13 protein-coding genes are annotated in these 16,393 nt (G+C 70.1%); 5 read left to right on the top strand and 8 right to left on the bottom strand.

Annotated elements, in window-relative coordinates:
• Positions 1 to 2,655 (bottom strand): preprotein translocase subunit SecA (gene secA / locus Q1N79_RS07985; protein ID WP_300606090.1); only part of this gene is annotated, 2,655 nt, incomplete at its 3' end.
• A 188-nt stretch (positions 2,656 to 2,843) separates the two neighbouring features.
• Between secA and Q1N79_RS07980 the strand changes: the two genes are divergently transcribed.
• Positions 2,844 to 3,101 (top strand): HGxxPAAW family protein, encoded by a 258-nt coding sequence (locus Q1N79_RS07980; RefSeq protein WP_300606088.1) that lies wholly within the window; start codon positions 2,844 to 2,846, stop codon positions 3,099 to 3,101.
• A 380-nt stretch (positions 3,102 to 3,481) separates the two neighbouring features.
• Positions 3,482 to 4,651, top strand: a complete 1,170-nt coding sequence (locus Q1N79_RS07975) for a crosslink repair DNA glycosylase YcaQ family protein (protein WP_300606086.1) — start codon at positions 3,482 to 3,484, stop codon at positions 4,649 to 4,651.
• Here the strand turns inward: Q1N79_RS07975 and Q1N79_RS07970 are convergent.
• The 5 genes from Q1N79_RS07970 to mtrA all read right to left on the bottom strand — a co-directional run bounded on the left by Q1N79_RS07970 (position 4,644) and on the right by mtrA (position 10,932).
• Entirely contained in the window at positions 4,644 to 5,345 is a 702-nt protein-coding gene (locus tag Q1N79_RS07970) for a response regulator transcription factor (protein WP_300606092.1), read from the bottom strand. The genes Q1N79_RS07975 and Q1N79_RS07970 overlap by 8 nt on opposite strands.
• Positions 5,346 to 5,404: 59 nt before the next feature.
• The gene (raiA, locus tag Q1N79_RS07965; protein ID WP_300606083.1) at positions 5,405 to 6,184 is read right to left on the bottom strand and encodes a ribosome-associated translation inhibitor RaiA; all 780 of its coding nucleotides are present in this window, start codon (positions 6,182 to 6,184) and stop codon (positions 5,405 to 5,407) included.
• A gap of 396 nt (positions 6,185 to 6,580) precedes the next feature.
• A complete protein-coding gene (locus Q1N79_RS07960) occupies positions 6,581 to 8,356 on the bottom strand; it encodes an LpqB family beta-propeller domain-containing protein (RefSeq protein ID WP_300606081.1) in 1,776 nt (591 codons plus the stop codon).
• Positions 8,349 to 10,169: an MtrAB system histidine kinase MtrB gene (mtrB, locus tag Q1N79_RS07955; protein WP_300606080.1), complete on the bottom strand. Its 1,821-nt coding sequence runs from the start codon at positions 10,167 to 10,169 to the stop codon at positions 8,349 to 8,351. The genes Q1N79_RS07960 and mtrB overlap by 8 nt, the downstream gene beginning before the upstream one ends.
• 85 nt (positions 10,170 to 10,254) lie before the next feature.
• Positions 10,255 to 10,932: an MtrAB system response regulator MtrA gene (gene mtrA / locus Q1N79_RS07950; protein WP_300606078.1), complete on the bottom strand. Its 678-nt coding sequence runs from the start codon at positions 10,930 to 10,932 to the stop codon at positions 10,255 to 10,257.
• Positions 10,933 to 11,118: 186 nt separating this feature from the next.
• Between mtrA and Q1N79_RS07945 the strand changes: the two genes are divergently transcribed.
• Positions 11,119 to 11,793, top strand: coding sequence for a uracil-DNA glycosylase (locus tag Q1N79_RS07945; protein ID WP_300606076.1), 675 nt, complete (start codon positions 11,119 to 11,121; stop codon positions 11,791 to 11,793).
• A gap of 94 nt (positions 11,794 to 11,887) precedes the next feature.
• Positions 11,888 to 13,150 carry a glycosyltransferase 87 family protein gene (locus Q1N79_RS07940; protein WP_300606074.1) on the top strand — a complete coding sequence of 421 codons (1,263 nt, stop codon included), beginning with the start codon at positions 11,888 to 11,890 and terminating at the stop codon, positions 13,148 to 13,150.
• Between the two features lie 59 nt (positions 13,151 to 13,209).
• On the opposite strand, the gene Q1N79_RS07935 is transcribed toward Q1N79_RS07940, so the two are convergent.
• Both Q1N79_RS07935 and ahcY read right to left on the bottom strand, forming a co-directional pair.
• Entirely contained in the window at positions 13,210 to 14,562 is a 1,353-nt protein-coding gene (locus tag Q1N79_RS07935) for an adenosylhomocysteinase (protein WP_300606072.1), read from the bottom strand.
• 10 nt (positions 14,563 to 14,572) lie between these two features.
• Complete coding sequence (ahcY, locus tag Q1N79_RS07930; protein WP_300606070.1) at positions 14,573 to 16,018, bottom strand: adenosylhomocysteinase; 1,446 nt, start codon at positions 16,016 to 16,018, stop codon at positions 14,573 to 14,575.
• A 132-nt stretch (positions 16,019 to 16,150) separates the two neighbouring features.
• Here ahcY and Q1N79_RS07925 point away from each other — a divergent pair.
• Positions 16,151 to 16,393 (top strand): MerR family DNA-binding transcriptional regulator (locus Q1N79_RS07925; protein ID WP_300606069.1); only part of this gene is annotated, 243 nt, incomplete at its 3' end.

Below are 16,393 nucleotides of genomic sequence, written 5' to 3'. Positions count from 1 at the left end.
GGCGGGAACCGCGCCGGCGGGCGCCTGCCTGGCGCGGGCGGCGGAAACGCCCGCCGTGCCCGCAGGCGCTTGCGCAGGCGGCGCGGCGGCTACGGACACCGCCGGCGGCGCACCGCTGTCGGCCTCCTCCACGATCGGGTTCTCCTGAATCTCGAACTGGAGGTTGAAGAGGTTCCCTACCGACTCCTCCTTGATGCCGTCCATCATCGCGTTGAACATGTCGTAGCCCTCGCGCTGGTACTCGACCAGCGGGTCGCGCTGGGCCATGGCGCGCAGGCCGATGCCCTCGCGCAGGTAGTCCATCTCGTACAGGTGCTCCCGCCATTTGCGGTCAAGCACGGAGAGCACTACCCGGCGCTCGATCTCGCGCATCAGCTCCGGCGTCAGCTCCTGCTCGCGCCGGTCGTAGGCGCGCTGCGCGTCCTCCTGCGCCACCTCGGTGATGAGCGACGCCGTGAGCCCGGCCTTATCTCCCCCGGCCTCCTCGATCACCGCGTCAATGCTCAGCGAGATCGGGTAGAGCTGCTTGAACGCCCGCCACAGCCGGTCCAGGTCCCACTCTTCCGGATACCCGTCGCCCGTGGCGCCGGCCGCGTAGCTGGCAACCACCTCGTCGATCATCAAGCGGATCTGCTCGTGCAGGTCGACGCCCTCGAGCACCTTGTGCCGCTCACCGTAGATGACCTGACGCTGCCGGTTCAGCACGTCGTCGTACTTCAGGACATCCTTGCGGATCTCGAAGTTCTGCTGCTCGACCTGGGTCTGCGCGGACCTGATCGCGCGGGACACCACCTTGTTCTCCACCGGGACGTCGGCCGGGATGTTCAGCCGGTCCATGATCGCGGCGACCCGGTCGGAGTTGAACATCCGCATCAGGTCGTCCTCGAGCGACAGGTAGAACCGGCTCTTGCCCGGGTCACCCTGGCGGCCGGAACGGCCGCGAAGCTGGTTGTCGATGCGGCGCGACTCGTGCCGTTCGGTGCCGAGCACGTAGAGCCCGCCGGCCCTGACGACCTCCTCGTGCTCGGCGGCCACCGCCGCCTTCGCCTTGGACACCGCTTCCGGCCAGGCCGCCTCGTAGTCCTCCGGCGTGTCGACGGGGGACAGCCCGCGCTGGTGCAGTTCGACGTCGGCGATGAACTCCGGGTTGCCGCCGAGCATGATGTCGGTGCCGCGGCCGGCCATGTTGGTCGCGACCGTGACCGCGCCAAGCCGCCCGGACTGGGCGACGATCATGGCCTCCTGCTCGTGGTACTTGGCGTTCAGCACGTGGTGCGGCACACCGCGCCGCTTGAGCAGCACCGACACGATCTCGGACTTCTCCACGCTGGTGGTGCCGACGAGCACCGGCTGCCCTTCCTCGTGGCGTTCGACGATGTCCTCGACGACCGCCTCGAACTTCGCCTGCGCGGTCTGGTAGATCACGTCGGTCTCATCGGCCCGGATCATCGGCATGTTGGTCGGAATCGGGACCACGCCGAGCTTGTAGATCTGCATGAACTCGTTCGCCTCGGTCATCGCCGTACCTGTCATCCCGGCGAGCTTGTCGTAGAGCCGGAAGTAGTTCTGCAGCGTGATCGTGGCGAACGTCTGGTTCTCGTCCTTGATCTGCACGCCTTCTTTGGCCTCGATGGACTGGTGCATGCCCTCGTTGTACCGGCGGCCGTGCAGCATGCGCCCGGTGAACTCGTCCACGATCAGGACCTCGCCGTTCATCACGACATAGTCCTTGTCCCGCTTGAACAGCTCTTTGGCCTTGATCGCGTTGTTTAGGAAGCTGACAAGCGGCGTGTTGACCGGGTCGTACAGGTTGTCGATGCCGAGCCAGTCCTCGACCTTCTCGACGCCTGACTCTAGGATCCCGATGGTCTTCTTCTTCTCGTCGACCTCGTAGTCGCCCTCGCCGTCCTCGCCGCGGCGCAGCCGGGGCGCGATCTTGGCGAACTCGGTGTACCACCGGGAGTTCTGCTCGGCGGGCCCGCTGATGATCAGCGGGGTCCGCGCCTCGTCGATGAGGATGGAGTCCACCTCGTCGACGATGGCGTAGTGATGGCCGCGCTGGACGCACTCCTCCAGCGACCACGCCATGTTGTCGCGCAGGTAGTCGAAGCCGAACTCGTTGTTCGTCCCGTACGTGATGTCCGCCAGGTACGCGCGTTTGCGGTCCGCGGGCGCCATCTCCGACAGGATGACCCCGACCTCAAGGCCGAGGAGGCGGTGCACGCGGCCCATCCACTCCGAGTCGCGCTTGGCCAGGTAGTCGTTCGTGGTGACGACATGCACGCCCTTGCCGGCCAGCGCGTTCAGGTAGGAGGCGAAGACGGCCGTGAGCGTCTTGCCCTCGCCGGTCTTCATCTCGGCGATGTTGCCCAAGTGCAGGGCCGCCGCGCCCATCAGCTGGACGTCGAACGGCCGCTGACCGAGCGTGCGCCGGGCCGCCTCGCGGACGGCCGCGAACGCCTCGGGGAGCAGGTCGTCGAGCGTCTCCCCGTCCGCGTAGCGCTGCCGCAGCTCGTCCGTTATCGTGCGTAGGTCGGCGTCGCTCATGTCGACGAACTCGTCTTCGACCGAGTTGATCTGCTGGCTGATCCGCTTGAGGTGACGCAGGATCTTACCTTCGCCCGCGCGAAGGATGCTATCTATGATGACAGGCACTTCTCGTCGTGCTCCTTGCGGATCGGATGGGCTGAACACGCCTCGCAAGTCATCGTAGGCGAGACGCGAACGCGTTGCCGAGTCCGCGGCAGAAGGTCTTTGACGGGGCCGGCCACCGCGCCCCCGGCACCGATGGGGTATTTTCTTGCCATCCCAGCATAAGCAGCGCGGGCCCTGGAGGAGGAGTCGTGGCCGAGCAGGCAACAGGCACCGTGGAGGGCACGGGTCCCAGGGGGACGGTCGCGCACAGCACGGCGGAAGTGACTTACCACGGCAAGCCCATGTCCTGGGTCGCGGTCACGGTTATCATCGTCGGGTTCGTCATCGGCGGGATCGCCATGGTGCCACACCCCACCTGGTGGGCGTTCTGGCTCGGCGCGGGGATCGCGGTCATCGGCTGCATCATGACGCTTTTCGCCAAGACGTTTAGCGAAGACTGGTACTGAGATTCCCGGGGGGACGACCCCCCGGAACCCCCCCGGCTGCGGCTTGACGCCGCACTTGCCCCGGGGGATCACGCCCCCCTGGACCCCCCGGCTGCGGCTTCACGCCGCACCTGCCCCTGCTAGCCCGGGGGGACGACCCCCCGGAACCCCCCGGCTGCGGCTTGACGCCGCACTTGCCCCGGGGGACCACGCCCCCCGGACCCCCGGCTGCGGGTTGACGCCGCACCTGCCCCGGGGATCCCGCGGACGGGCGCAGAATGTCAGACCCCCTCGCTAGAGTCGGGGGCGTGGGAGAGAATGGCGCGTCCGTTCGGACCGTGCGGGCGCGCGGTGATGTCCCGCCTGCAAACCGTGCGCTGGCCCCAGACGACGTACGGCGGATGACCTTGCATGCCCAGGGTTTCCTTGGCGCGGACGGGCGGCGTGGCGGGGTCGCCGGGATGCTGCGGCGGGTCGCGGCGGTGCAGCTCGATACGATCAGCGTCCTGGCGCGGTCGCACGAGCTTGTGGCGTACGCGCGGCTCGGGCCGGTCGGCAGGGAGCAGGTGGAGCGGGCCTACTGGCACCCGGCGAAGCCGACGGCGTTCGAGTACTGGGCGCACGCCGCGTGCGTCCTGCCGCTCGCGGACTGGCCGTACTACGCCGCGCGCAGGCGCCGGATCCGGGAGCGGGGCCAGCGCTGGCACCAGGTGTCGCAGCGGGCCTGCGATGAGGTCCTCGCGCGGCTGAAGCGTGACGGGCCGCTGACCGCCACCCAGCTTGGCGGCGCCAAGGCGGGCGGGCCGTGGTGGGACTGGTCGGAGGTGAAGATCGCGGCCGAGTGGCTGCTCGACACCGGGCAGGCGGTGTGCGTGCGGCGGACCGGGTGGCGGCGCGTCTACGACCTGCCGGAACGCGTCATCCCCGTGGCGCTGCTCGACAACGAGCCAAGCGACGAGGACTGCCTGAGCTACCTCGTCGCGAGCACCGTCCGCGCCCTCGGCGTGGCCACGCACGCGGACATCACCGAATACCAGCGGCTGAGCCGGAGCGGCCCCAACGCGGCCACCGCGGAGCGGGTCGGCAAGGCCGCCGTGACGGCAGGGCTGGCCCCGGTGACGATCGCGGGCGGCAAGCGCCCAGTGCCGGCCTGGGCCGACCCGGCCGCGCTCGCCTGGCTTGACGCGGGCGGCCGCGGCACGCACCGCACCACCCTGCTGTCCCCGTTCGACTCGCTGATCTGGGACAGGAAGCGCACGCTGCGGATGTTCGGCTTCCACCACGCGCTCGAGGCGTACGTGCCCAAGGAGAAGCGCGTGCACGGCTACTACACGATGCCGCTGCTGGCGGGCGGGCGGATCGTCGGCCGGGTGGACCCGGCGCGCCGCGGCACCACGCTGGTCGCCCAGCACGTGATGCTGGACAGGCCGGCCGCCGCCGCACCGATGGCCCGGGCGCTCGCCGAGGCCGCCTCGTGGGTCGGCTGCGACAGCATTCGCGCCGAACGAACCTCGCCGGCTGCCCTCGCCCAGCCGCTCCTGTCCGCGTTGCAGGCCGAAGGGTTCAGCTGATCTCGATCAGCTTCTCCCGCACCGCGATCATCACGGCCTCCATCCGGGAATGGATCTGCAGCTTTTCCAGGATGTTCCGCACGTGGTTCTTCACCGTGTTCTCCGAGATGAACAGCTCCTTGGCGATGTCGCGGTTGTTCATCCCGCGCGCCACGAGCCGGAGCACCTCCATCTCGCGCTCGGTGAGTTTCGGCGCGGCCACGTGCTTGGTCGGCTCCTCCTCGGCGTCCCGCCTGGCGAGCGTGGCGAACTCGGTGAGCAGCTTGCCGGCCATCGACGGGTTAATCAGCGACTGCCCGTCGTATACCGACCGGACCGCGTCGGCCACCTCGTCAAGCGGGATGTCCTTGAGCAGGTAGCCGCTCGCGCCGGCCCGGATCGCCTCGAAGAGGTCCTCCTCCTCGTCGCTGATCGTCAGCATGACGATCTTGGCGCTCGGCGCGACCTCCTTCACCAGCCTGGCCGCCTCGATGCCCGAGGTCTTCGGCATCCGGATGTCCATCAGCACCACGTCAGGCACCGCCTCGCCGGCGAGCTGCACCGCCTCGGCGCCGTCGGAGGCCTGTCCGACGAGCTCGATTCCGTCCTCCTCGGCGAGGACCATCTCGAGCCCGCGGCGGAACAGCGCGTGGTCATCCGCGATCAGCACCCGGATCGGATCGGCGCCAGGCGGCGCGTCGCCGGGGATCGTCATTGGCCGATCGGTCACGGCCGCTCCTTCCGCTGCGTTCGCCGCTCACGCACAGGATAGGCCTATTCCTCGATCAGCCGGATGACGCCGTAATCGTAGCCGCGTCGACGGTAGACCACGCTGAACCGGTCACATTCACTGTCGTGAAAGAGGTAGAAATCGTGGCCGACGAGCTCCATCTCAAGCAGCGCCTGGTCGATGGTCATCGGCAGCGAGACGTGGACCTTCTCCCTGACGACCAGCGGGCCGTCGCCTTCCATCTGGATAGGCACCAGCCCGGACGCCGGCGCCTCGGCGTCGGCGACGTCGTCGCGGTCCAGGTAGGCGACCTCCTCCGGCATCGCGGGGAGCGGCACGACGGTCTCCGGGCGCGGCCGCCCGTTCATCCTGCCCCGGCGACCGCGGGTGATGGCCAGGACCGGCGCCTCGTCGAGCGGGGGCGCGCCGGCGACGAGGCCGACCGCGACCTCCGCCGGGCCGCGCGAGGCGGCCGCCACCGCCGTCACCGCGTCGGTAGACCGCACGGTCAGGTCGGCGCGGCGGGCCTTGCGCCGCTCGCACGAGCGGCGCAGCCGCCCCTCGAGCTTGGCGAACGCGAGGTCGAGCGCCGCGTACCGGTCGTCCGCCGCCGCCTCGGCGCGGATCGCCGGCCCGCGCGATCTGATCGTGAGCTCCACCCGTTCACTGCGGTCAGACTGCCGCGGGTTGCGTTCGGTCGACACCTCCACGTCGATCCGGATCGCCCTCTGATCGAGCTTCTCGAGCTTGGCCAGCTTCTCGGTCGCGTGCCTGCGGAAACGTTCCGGGACGCTGGTGTGCCTGCCCTTGAAGGTGATGTCCATCTCGATCCCCCTACTGGCTGGGATTGACCGGTAGTGGGCACCCGCCCGGCCGACCTGGTCTTCGCCCCCACATCCGCCTGCTGAGGGGTTCGCGGCCTTCCATGGCCACTACTGCCCTTCTCCCGGGCGGGGAACTCGGTATTCCCCGTCGAGGCAGGACTTACCTCTAAGCCGCACCGTGATCGGTCGACGAGAAGTCGCCTTACGTGGGCCGTTTCGCCTGCGGCTGGCATCGGCTTGCCGGGTGGAACCTCCAGTTACGGGAAACTCTCCCGCTACGGATGGAGCCGTCCCAGCGCAACCACGGACCCGGGCGAGTGCCATGCATGAACGCTAGCTCGCCCAGCACGAATTGTCAGGGGGGACATTTGTTGTAAAGCGTCACTCCGTGCACGCTCAGCCCGGGTAGGCGGGGGAACCGCCGGTTCCGATGATGTCCGTCCAGGCGCCGGTGAGGCTGGAGTCGGCCATCATGGCGTCCTTGGCCACCCCCGCGATCAGCGCGTTGCCGGAGCTGGCGGTGATCGACTCGATGTTCGCCTGCGTCGAGATCGACGTGGAACTGCCGCCGTTGACCGGGTACTCGGTCAGCACCGGGCCGGGCGTGCTGAGCGTGATCACGTTGTCAGGCCCGTACCAGCTCACCGTCTGGAACGCGGGGTTGCCCGGGCCCTCGACGTAGAACGGCGAGAGCTCGATCTTGACGGCCTGCTGACTGGCGCCCGCACCTTGCGGGAAGACGATCGCGCCGAAGTTGAGCTGGAAGCCGCCGACGATGACAGCCACCCGGACGCCGTCGGGCGCGACCTGCAGCGCGCTGAACGGCCCGGGATTGACGCTGCCGCCGGGGTTGCGCACGTCCACAGCGACCGGCTGCTGTCCCGGGCCGGCGCTGCCGTGCAGCATGAGGATCGCGGCGTTCGTCGTCGCCCAGACGTTATCGTGGTCGTCCCAGCTGATCGTCAGGTATCCGGTGCCTGCCCGCTTCGTCAGCGGGCCGCGAATTGGCCCGCTGAACAGCATGCCGTTGCGCAGGGCGGCGACGTACTTGCCGTCCGGGGAGACCGCGATCTGGGAGTACCCAGTGCCGACGCGCGCGACCGGCACCGGTTTACCACCCGTGCCGTCGCGCTTGATGAGGTACGCGCCGTCCAGGTAATAGAACACGCTGCTCGCCCCGAGGGCCGGGTTGTAGGAGACCGAGGCCGCGTTCTGCACGGGGCTCTGCGGTGTCGTCCCCGGCGGAATCCACGCCTTGCCGTCCACGTAGAGCTCGACCGACTGGACCGGCGACCCGCCCTGGCCGGACCCGGACAGCGTCCACACCAGCTGCGCGGACACCCGCTGCCGCACCGGCACCGTGGCCTTGGCGATGGCGCCGCCGAGGTTGACGGCCGCCGTCCCGCCGGTCAGCGTGACGTCGCCCACCCGGGTGGTCCCGGCGGGGAAGGCGGTCACGGTGGCACGGCTGGTGAGCCAGTCCGCCGGCGGCCGGATCAGGTCGTCCACCAGCTCGTTCAGCAGGTCGGTCTGGGTGGCCTGCAGTGGCACGTAGACGGGGTCGGGCACCAGGGTGCGCTTGGCGGGGTCGAAGAAGTACAGGTTCCGCGGCTGGTAGTCACGCTGGAACGCGTCGCTGGTCAGCAGCAGCTGTGACGGCGCGCTCGAGATCCGCCACTGGCCGTTTACCTTGACAAGGCTGAAGGGAAATGGCGACACGCAGGTGGGGGACGTGGGGACCGCGTAGCCGCCGTTGCCGCCGTTCAGGCTCGCCTGCACGTTGCCGTTGACCGTGACCTGGGCCGTGTCCTTCGGGCCGGTCGCGGAGTACACCGGGCTGCCGACGCCCGGCGCGCCGCTGAACACGCAGGCCGACCAGGCCGGGTCCTGCCAGCCGCGAAGGCCCGATGTCGTCAGGTATTCGCGCGCCGTCTTCAGCTCGTCGCCGAAGCTCGCGGACGCGGCGAGGAACCCCTGGACGACCTGCTGCGGACTCCAGCCGTTGACCGGCGGCTGCGCGATGATCTGCAGGTTGTACGGCTGGCTCTTCCCGCCGGGGCCCTGCGTGACCGGGTAGGACTGCACGGGCCCGCCGTTCGGCATCGACACGCAGCCGGCGACCGACGCGACCAGGAGCAGTCCGAGGGCCGCCTGCCGCAGCGGCCTAAGCACGCGGACCTCCGGCCAGGTCGGCCTCAAGGACACTCGTGAGCGCCTCGGCCTCGTCAGGGCCGAGCGGCAGCGGCGAGCCCGCGATGGGCTGCCCGGCCACCCTCGGCACGGTCAGCCGGAACACCGAACCCCGGCCACGCTCGCCCCACGCCTGCAGCCAGCCCCCGTGCAGGCGGGCGTCTTCGAGGGCGATCGCGAGCCCGAGACCGGTGCCGCCGGTGTTCCTGGCCCGGGCCGGGTCCGCCCGCCAGAACCGGTCGAAGACGAGCTGTTCCTCGCCTGGACCGAGCCCGACGCCGTGGTCGCGCACGGCGACGGCCACCGCGTCGCTGTCGCCGGCCACGGTGACCACGACGTCCTTGCCCTCCCCGTGCTCCACCGCGTTCACCAGCAGGTTCCGCAGGATCCGCTCGACCCGGCGCCGGTCCACCTCGGCGACGCACGCCTGAGCGGGGAGCCGGAACTCGATGCGGCAGCGGCGCCGCTCCGCGAGCTGCTGCGCGTCGTCGGCCGACCGGCGCACTATGTCGCACACGTCCGCGGGCTCGGCGTCCAGCGTGGCCACGTTGGCGTCGTGCCTGCTGATCTCGAGCAGGTCAGACAGCAGCATCTCGAACCGTTCCGTCTGGCTCTGCAGCAGCTCGGCCGAGCGGCCGGCGGCGGCGTCGAGCTGTTCCCTGGACTCGAACAGGACCTCCGCGGCCATCCTGATCGTCGTCATCGGGGTGCGCAGCTCGTGCGACACGTCCGAGACGAACTGCCGCTGCGCCTTCGACAGGTCCTCAAGCTCGCGCAGCTTCTCCTGCAGGCTCCCGGCCATGTCGTTGAACGACGTGGCGAGCGCGGCGAGGTCGTCGGCGCCGCCGACCGCCATGCGCTCCTCCAGCTGCCCGGCGGACAGCCGCTGCGCGGCCCGCGCCGCGTGCCGGACGGGCAGCACGACCCACCGCGTGACCAGCGAGGCGATGGCCGCGAGCAGCAGGACGAGCGCGATGCCCACGCCGATCAGCGCGGTCTGCACCAGCTGCAGCGTCTGCTGCTGCTGGGTGAGCGGGAAAACCAGGTAAAGCTGGTACCAGTTGCCAAGCGGTGTGCCGTACGCGATGGCGGGCCCGTTCTGCGCCCCGCCGTTGAACGTGAGCATGGCGGGGGCGAAGTACAGCAGGCTGTCCGCGTTGCCGTCGAGCTGGTCCGCCGACTGCTCCTGCTGGACGTCGGCGAGAAGAGCGGATGGCAGCGACGCAGGCAGGGAAATGATGGTCGCCCACGACGGGAACCCCGCCGGGATCCCCTTGCCCGGCCCATCCAGGTCGGCGTTCAGCCCGACCACGACGTAGTAAGGCGGAGGGGTGCCGCTGCTGCTCACCGGCTGCAGCGCCTGGCCGGCTTGCGACATGAACTGCCACGCGCTCTGCGCGTTCGGCCTGTCGTTCCAGCCGGACAGCGACTGGGCGTTGTTCAGCGCGGCCAGCGTCTGGATACGCGCGGTGCTCTCTGCGTCGACCACCAGGCCGTCGTTGATCTGATAGGTGAGGAAGAACCCGAGCACGGCGATCACCGTCGCGGAGATCACCACGGTGCTGCCGACCACCCGCAGCTGCAGGCTGCGGTGCCAGCGGTGCCTGACCTTGGTGGTGACCGAGTGCTCCAACCGCAGCGCGCCGCGGATGCCGATGGTCAGCCGGTGCGGCAGCCAGCTGACCACCCAGCGCACCAGCCTCTTGCGGCGCAGCGCCATCTCCCACGCCTCGCGCACGTCACGCGGCGGCGCCAGCGGCGGAAGCGGGGCCTGCTCTGGCGTCGGAGGCGGCACGGGTGATCCCGTGGCCGGCGCTCGGACCGACACTGCCGGCGCGCCGACCGGGTCGGGGTTAACCGCAGCCCGCTCCATCAATAAATCAACCGGGTCCCGCCTTGTAGCCGACGCCGCGGACGGTGACAACGATCTCCGGGTGCTCAGGGTCCCGCTCGATCTTGGCCCGGAGCCGCTGCACGTGCACGTTCACCAGCCGGGTGTCCGCGGCGTGCCGGTAACCCCAGACCTGCTCGAGCAGCACCTCGCGGGTGAACACCTGCCTGGGCTTGCGGGCGAGCGCGACCAGCAGGTCGAACTCCAGCGGCGTGAGGCTGAGCGTCTCGCCGTTCCGCTTCACCGAGTGGCCGGCGACGTCGATGGACACGTCCCCGATCTGCAGCATCTCCGGCGCGGGCTCGTCCGTCCGGCGCAGCCGCGCCCTGATCCTGGCGACGAGCTCCTTGGACTTGAACGGCTTGAGGATGTAGTCGTCCGCGCCGGACTCCAGCCCGAGGACCACGTCGACCGTGTCGGTCTTCGCCGTCAGCATGACGATCGGCACGCCCGACTCGCCCCTGATCTGGCGGCACACGTCGATCCCGTCCGAACCGGGCAGCATCAGGTCGAGCAGGACCAGGTCCGGCCGTGTGTCACGGAAGACCTCCATCGCCTTGTCTCCGTCGGCCACGAAGGTCGGCTCAAACCCCTCACCGCGGAGCACGATGCCGAGCATCTCCGCGAGCGCCGCGTCGTCGTCGACGACTAGCACACGTCCTTTCATGGGCCCCATCGTTCCATGTATCTGGCTCCAAGCAGAGCACCCACGGCGACAGACGGTGACGCCTGCGCACATCCTGCGCCCAGCATGCGCAGGTTACCCCTTTTTATCAGCTCCGCACTACCCAGGAGCCCGTTTACCAGCGTAATGCACGCCCCGCGCGCCACGTTGAGCACTAGAGTTCGCCCCATGCCGCAGCAGTTGGCCACCATGGTCGAGGCAGGCTGGGCCGCCGCCCTTGACCCGGTTAAGGACCAGATCGCGGCAATGGGCGACTTCCTGCGCGAGCAGATCGCGGCAGGCAAGAGGTACCTGCCGTCCGGCGACAACGTGCTGCGCGCCTTCAAGCAGCCGTTCGACGACGTCAAGGTGCTGATCGTCGGCCAGGATCCGTACCCGACGCCAGGCCACGCGGTCGGGCTCGCCTTCTCGGTAGACCCGCAGGTCATCAGGCTGCCGGGCAGCCTGGTGAACATATTCCACGAGTACTCGGCGGACCTCGGCTACCCCACTCCCGCCACCGGCGACCTCACCCCGTGGGCCGAACGCGGCGTGCTCCTGCTCAACCGGGTGCTGACCGTCGAGCCGGGCCGGCCGGGCTCGCACCGCGGCAAGGGCTGGGAGGAAGTCACCGAGCAGGCCATCCGGGCGCTGGCCGGGCGAGGCCGGCCGCTGGTGGCCATCCTGTGGGGGCGGGACGCCCGCGGCCTGGTCCCTGTGCTCGGCGACGTCCCGCGCATCGAGTCCGCGCACCCGAGCCCGATGTCCGCGCACAACGGGTTTTTCGGCACGCGTCCGTTCAGCCGGGCGAACCAGCTGCTGCGGCGCCAGAACGCCGAGCCCGTGAACTGGAAGCTGCCCTGAGCCGGACGGACGTCCCCCGCGGGGACTACGCACCCCGGCCGATGCGCGCCGGCCGTCCGTGACTTTACAGTTCTCTACCATGGATACTGTGTGCGTGGCAGGGGCTCATGGCGCCCAGGCAGCGGGGCAGGCACACGACGTGTGGCCCGGGCGCCGCGTAGTAGCGGTGTGGTTTGGCGCCTTCACGATCTACGCGCTGGCGATGGCGGTCTTCACCGGCCATGCCGACCGTGACTGGGCCGTCTGGGCTTTCGGTGGCTACGCGGTCACGGCCATGCTGCTCTGGTTCGGCGAGGGCTGGCTGCTGCCGCTCGCCGTGGCGGTGGGCGGCGCGCTGGTCGCGCCCCTGCTCTGGCTGGTGACCCGGGTGCCCGCCACCGCCGAGGTGCTGGTCATCGGCCAGTCGGCCCAGCACCTGCTCAAGTACGGCACACCGTACCTGCCGCCGAGCCAGCTGCAGGACTGGAAGTCCTACAACCCGTACCTGCCGGTCATGGAGGTGTTCGGCCTGCCGCGGTCGGCGGGCCTGACCGGCGTGCTCGGCGACCCCCGGATCTGGGTCTCGGTGACCACGATCGCGGTGCTCGCCGTGGCGTTCGCGGTCATGTCCCCGCACCGGCTGCGCGGCTGCGCGAGCTGCCGCCGCCAGGCCGCCTGGCTTACCGCCTTCGCGGTCGCCTCCCCGCTGATCGCCTTCCAGCTGGCGCTGGGCGTCACCGACCCGCCGGTCATCGCGCTGCTCGGCCTGACGCTCGCGCTGGCCACCCGCGGCAAGCTGGTCTGGGCTGGCGCGGTGCTCGCCATCGCCTGCGCGATGAAGACGACGGCGTGGGCGGCCGTCCCCGTGCTCGCGGTCATGGCCTGGGTCCGGTACTCGCCGCGCATCGCCACCAGGTTCACCGCGACCGCGGTAGCAGCGACGGGCATCCTCACGGCGCTTGCGGCACCCGAGGCGCTGGCCACGCCGGATGCCGTCAAGGCCGTTAAGCAGAACCTCTTCGACTACCCGCTCGGGCTTACCAAGCACAAGACCCCCGCGGCGAGCCCGCTGCCCGGCCATCTCATCGCCGAACTCGGCCCGATCGGCCACTGGACCGCGATCACGCTGATGGTCCTGGCCGCCGCGGCGTTCGCGGCGTGGATTCTCCTGCGACCGCCGCGCGACGCGCGGGATGCGGCCTGGCGGCTCACGGTCGGCTACACGGTCATGTTCGTGCTGGACCCGACGACCCGGTTCGGCTACTTCGTCTACCCGCTTGCGCTGCTCGCCTGGCTGGCGCTGACGAAGATCCATCATCCAGAACGGACCGTGCCGACTCCACCGGATCAGCCGCTCCTCGTGGGGGCCGCCGATTAGCGCGCGCGCTTAGCCGCGGCACCGCGACAGCGGTGGGACGCCGACGTGCCTCGCGCGCGTCAGGAGCCGAGCCGCCAGGAGGCGAGGTAGGCGCGCTGGGCGGCGGTGAGCGAGTCGATCTCGGCGCCGAGCGCGGCGAGCACCAGCCGGGCGGCCTCGGCGTCGATGTCCGGCGGGACGGGGTGCACGTCGGGGGCCAGCTTCTCCGCGTTGCCCGCCAGCCAGGCGAGGGCGAGCGCCTCGATGCCGAACGCCAGGTCCATTACCTCGGGTGGGTGCCCGTCGGCGGCGACGAGGTTGACGACGCGGCCTTCGGCCAGCAGGAGCAGGCGGCGGCCGTCGGGGAGTTCGAACGCGTCGGTGTGCGGGCGCACGTCGGGGTGCACGGCGACCGCCAGGTCGTGCAGCCCCCGCACGTCGATCTCGACGTCGAAGTGCCCGGCGTTGGCGAGAATCGCGCCGTCCCGCATCGCCGCCATGTGCTCGCCGGTGATCACCTCCGCCGAGCCGGTCGCCGTGATGAACACCTCGCCGAGCGGCGCCGCGTCGGCCAGCGTGAGCACGCCAAACCCGCGCAGCACCGCGTCTAGCGCCCGCACCGGGTCCACCTCGGTGATCAGCACCCGGGCCCCGAGGCCGCGGGCGCACTCGGCGATCCCGACCCCGCACGTGCCGAACCCGGCGACCACCACGGTCTTCCCGGCCAGCAGGACCCCGCTCGCGCGCAGCAGCCCGTCGATGACGGACTGCCCCGTGCCGTGCGTGTTGTCCACGAGCCGCTTGGCCGGCGTGTCGCTTGCCGCGATCATGGGGAACGCCAGCGCGCCCTCGGCCGCCATCCGGCGCAGGCGCAGCACGCCGGTGGTCGTCCCCTCGCACCCGCCGAGCGGGAATTTGGGGGGACGGGCCCCGGGGGGAATGGGGGGACGGGCAGTCCCCCCATGCGGGGGGGTCACCGGGGGGGTCGTCCCCCCGGGGGCAAGCAGCGTGCTGACCAGGTCACCGCCGTCGTCGATGACCAGGTCCGGCCCTTGCGCCCCGTCGGCGCCGAGCGCGAGCGCGATGTGCTCGTAATAAGTGCGCCGGTCCACACCGGCGCGGGCGAACACCGCGACACCGTCGGTGGCCGCCAGCGCGGCGGCGATGTCGTCCTGGGTGGACAGCGGATTGGACGCCGCCAGCGTCACCCGGGCCCCGGCGGCACGCAGCAGCCGGACCAGCACCGCCGTCTCCGGCGTCACGTGCAGGCAGGCCGCCACCGCCATCCCGTCGAATGGCCGCTCCACACTGAAACGGCGAGCCAGGGCCGTCAGGAGCGGCATGGACCGTTCGGAATACTGGATACGCCGATCCCCGACCTCAGCGAGGCCGGGGTCGGCGATGTATTCGTCCGGTGAGAACCCGCCGATCATCGGGCGAGACTCAGTACCGGTAGTGGTCCGGCTTGTACGGGCCCTCCACCGGCACGCCGATGTAGTCCGCCTGCTCCTTGGACAGCGCGGTCAGCTTCACGCCGAGTGCGTCCAGGTGCAGCCGGGCGACCTTCTCGTCCAGGTGCTTGGGCAGCGTGTACACGCCGAGCGGGTACTGGTCGGTCTTGGTGAAGATCTCGATCTGCGCCATCACCTGGTTGGTGAAGCTGTTGCTCATCACGAAGCTCGGGTGCCCGGTCGCGTTGCCGAGGTTCAGCAGGCGTCCCTCGGACAGCACGATGATCGTGTGCCCGTCGGGGAACATCCACTCGTCGACCTGCGGCTTGACGTTGATCTTCTTGATCCCCGGGATCGCGGCCAGGCCGGCCATGTCGATCTCGTTGTCGAAGTGACCGATGTTGCCCACGATCGCCTGGTGCTTCATCCGGGACATCTGGTCAGCGGTGATGATGTCCTTGTTGCCTGTGGCGGTGACGAAGATGTCCACCTGCGGGAGGATGTCCTCCAGCGTGGTGACCTGGTAGCCGTCCATCGCCGCCTGCAGCGCGCAGATGGGGTCGATCTCGGTGATGATCACCCGCGCTCCCTGGCCGCGCAGGCTCTCCGCGCAGCCCTTGCCCACGTCGCCGTAGCCGCAGACCAGCGCCACCTTGCCGCCGATCAGCACGTCGGTGCCGCGGTTGATGCCGTCCACGAGGCTGTGCCTGCAGCCGTACTTGTTGTCGAACTTGGACTTGGTCACCGAGTCGTTGACGTTGATCGCAGGGAACCTGAGCGTGCCGGCCTTGGCCATCTCATACAGCCGGTGCACGCCGGTCGTGGTCTCCTCGGTGACGCCCTTGATGGTCTGCGCCGCCGCGGTCCACTTGCCGGGGTGGTCGGCCAGGGAGTTGCGCAGCCGGCCGAGGATGACCAGCCACTCCTCGCTGTCGTCCTCGCTCGGGCTGGGGACGGCGCCCGCCTGCTCGTACTCGGCCCCCTTGTGGACGAACAGGGTGGCGTCGCCGCCGTCGTCGAGGACCATGTTCGGCGGTCCGCCGCCGGGCCAGGTCAGCGCCTGCTCGGTGCACCACCAGTACTCCTCGAGCGTCTCGCCCTTCCAGGCGAAGACCGGGATGCCCTTCGGGTCGTCGGGGGTGCCGTCCGGCCCGACCGCGACGGCCGCCGCCGCGTGGTCCTGGGTGGAGAAGATGTTGCAGCTCGCCCAGCGTACGCTTGCGCCCAGCGCCACCAGGGTCTCGATCAGCACGGCGGTCTGGACGGTCATGTGCAGGCTGCCGGTGATCCGCGCGCCGCGCAGCGGCTGGCTCGGCGCGTACTCCTCGCGCACCGCCATCAGCCCGGGCATCTCGTGCTCGGCCAGCTGGATCTCCTTGCGCCCGAAGGCGGCGAGGGAGAGGTCGGCAACCCAGTACGGAAGCTGATCCGCTGTCATGCGGTTTCTCCTTAGTTCTTTTTTACCGAACGGGCGGTGGTGGCTCGTACCGCTCACACGCTACGTGAGCGTGGGTGGTTCTCGCACTTGATGGCGCGTGTTTTTGACAGGAAATTGTTAGAATCAGTGTCCATGCGTATCTCGGAGGCCGCCAGGCGGCTCGGCACCTCGCCCCGCATGCTCCGCTACCGTGAGGACCTCGGCCTGCTGCCCCGGCTCAGGGACCCGCTGCCCAGGGCGTCAGCCCGGCCGTCCGGGGCGGCGCACCGGCAGTCCGGGGCGGCGCACCGGCAGTCCGGGGCGGCGCACCGGCTCAGGGACCCGCTGCCCAGGGCGTCAGCCCGGCCGTCCGGGGCGGCGCACCGGCAGTTCGAC

This window comes from Trebonia sp., assembly GCF_030042015.1.
Lineage (GTDB): Bacteria > Actinomycetota > Actinomycetes > Streptosporangiales > Streptosporangiaceae > Trebonia.
The sequence above is the reverse complement of the archived record's forward strand: the minus strand, read 5'-3'. Positions and strand labels throughout refer to the sequence as shown.

Bases quoted from the DNA above. Each gene is read 5' to 3' on its own strand.
- mtrA (WP_300606078.1), bottom strand. From the start codon at position 10,932: ATGAAAGGACGTGTGCTAGTCGTCGACGACGACGCGGCGCTCGCGGAG.
- raiA (WP_300606083.1), bottom strand. From the start codon at position 6,184: ATGGACATCACCTTCAAGGGCAGGCACACCAGCGTCCCGGAACGTTTC.
- Q1N79_RS07935 (WP_300606072.1), bottom strand. From the start codon at position 14,562: ATGATCGGCGGGTTCTCACCGGACGAATACATCGCCGACCCCGGCCTC.
- ahcY (WP_300606070.1), bottom strand. From the start codon at position 16,018: ATGACAGCGGATCAGCTTCCGTACTGGGTTGCCGACCTCTCCCTCGCC.
- Q1N79_RS07945 (WP_300606076.1), top strand. From the start codon at position 11,119: ATGCCGCAGCAGTTGGCCACCATGGTCGAGGCAGGCTGGGCCGCCGCC.
- Q1N79_RS07975 (WP_300606086.1), top strand. From the start codon at position 3,482: ATGACCTTGCATGCCCAGGGTTTCCTTGGCGCGGACGGGCGGCGTGGC.
- Q1N79_RS07970 (WP_300606092.1), bottom strand. From the start codon at position 5,345: ATGACGATCCCCGGCGACGCGCCGCCTGGCGCCGATCCGATCCGGGTG.